The organism is Paraburkholderia sp. JHI2823 (genome assembly GCF_038900695.1).
GTDB lineage: Bacteria > Pseudomonadota > Gammaproteobacteria > Burkholderiales > Burkholderiaceae > Paraburkholderia > Paraburkholderia mimosarum.
In genome coordinates this window covers 1-379 of the sequence record NZ_JAYMRY010000358.1, presented here as the reverse complement: position 1 = coordinate 379, position 379 = coordinate 1, and the positions used below count along the sequence as shown (strand labels likewise).

At 59.4% G+C, this 379-nt stretch carries 1 pseudogene; it reads right to left on the bottom strand.

The window, feature by feature from the left end:
* A pseudogene (locus VSR34_RS38965) lies at nt 1–302 on the bottom strand (glyoxalase/bleomycin resistance/dioxygenase family protein); the annotation flags it as partial.
* Nucleotides 303–379: the final 77 nt, after the last annotated feature.

The following is a 379-nucleotide window of genomic DNA, read 5'->3' as shown; positions in this document are numbered from 1 at the left end:
AGATAGTGCCGGTTGGTCTGTTCCGGATTCCGGTTCACCAGCGGCCGCGCGTACAGCGGATGATGCAGGCTGCGCACTTCGTGCTCGAGCCTGAAGCAACGCTCTCCGGACGACAGATCGACCAGGTCGGCAAACCGGTACTGGTGCGGCTCTTCTCCATAGACAAGGCCTTTTTCGGCGAGCCGCCCGAACGGCGCCGAAAAAGCGGCGGTGTAAATGGCGATGTGATGCCCGTCGTATTCAGGAATGGGCTCAGTCGTTTCCGCGTACAGCAGTTGCTGATGGGTGCCGATGTCGATCATCGCGCGGTGCAATCCATGCTTCTCTTCGATGTCGACGCTCGCATCGAACATATCGCGGTAAAAGCGCGCGATAGGCA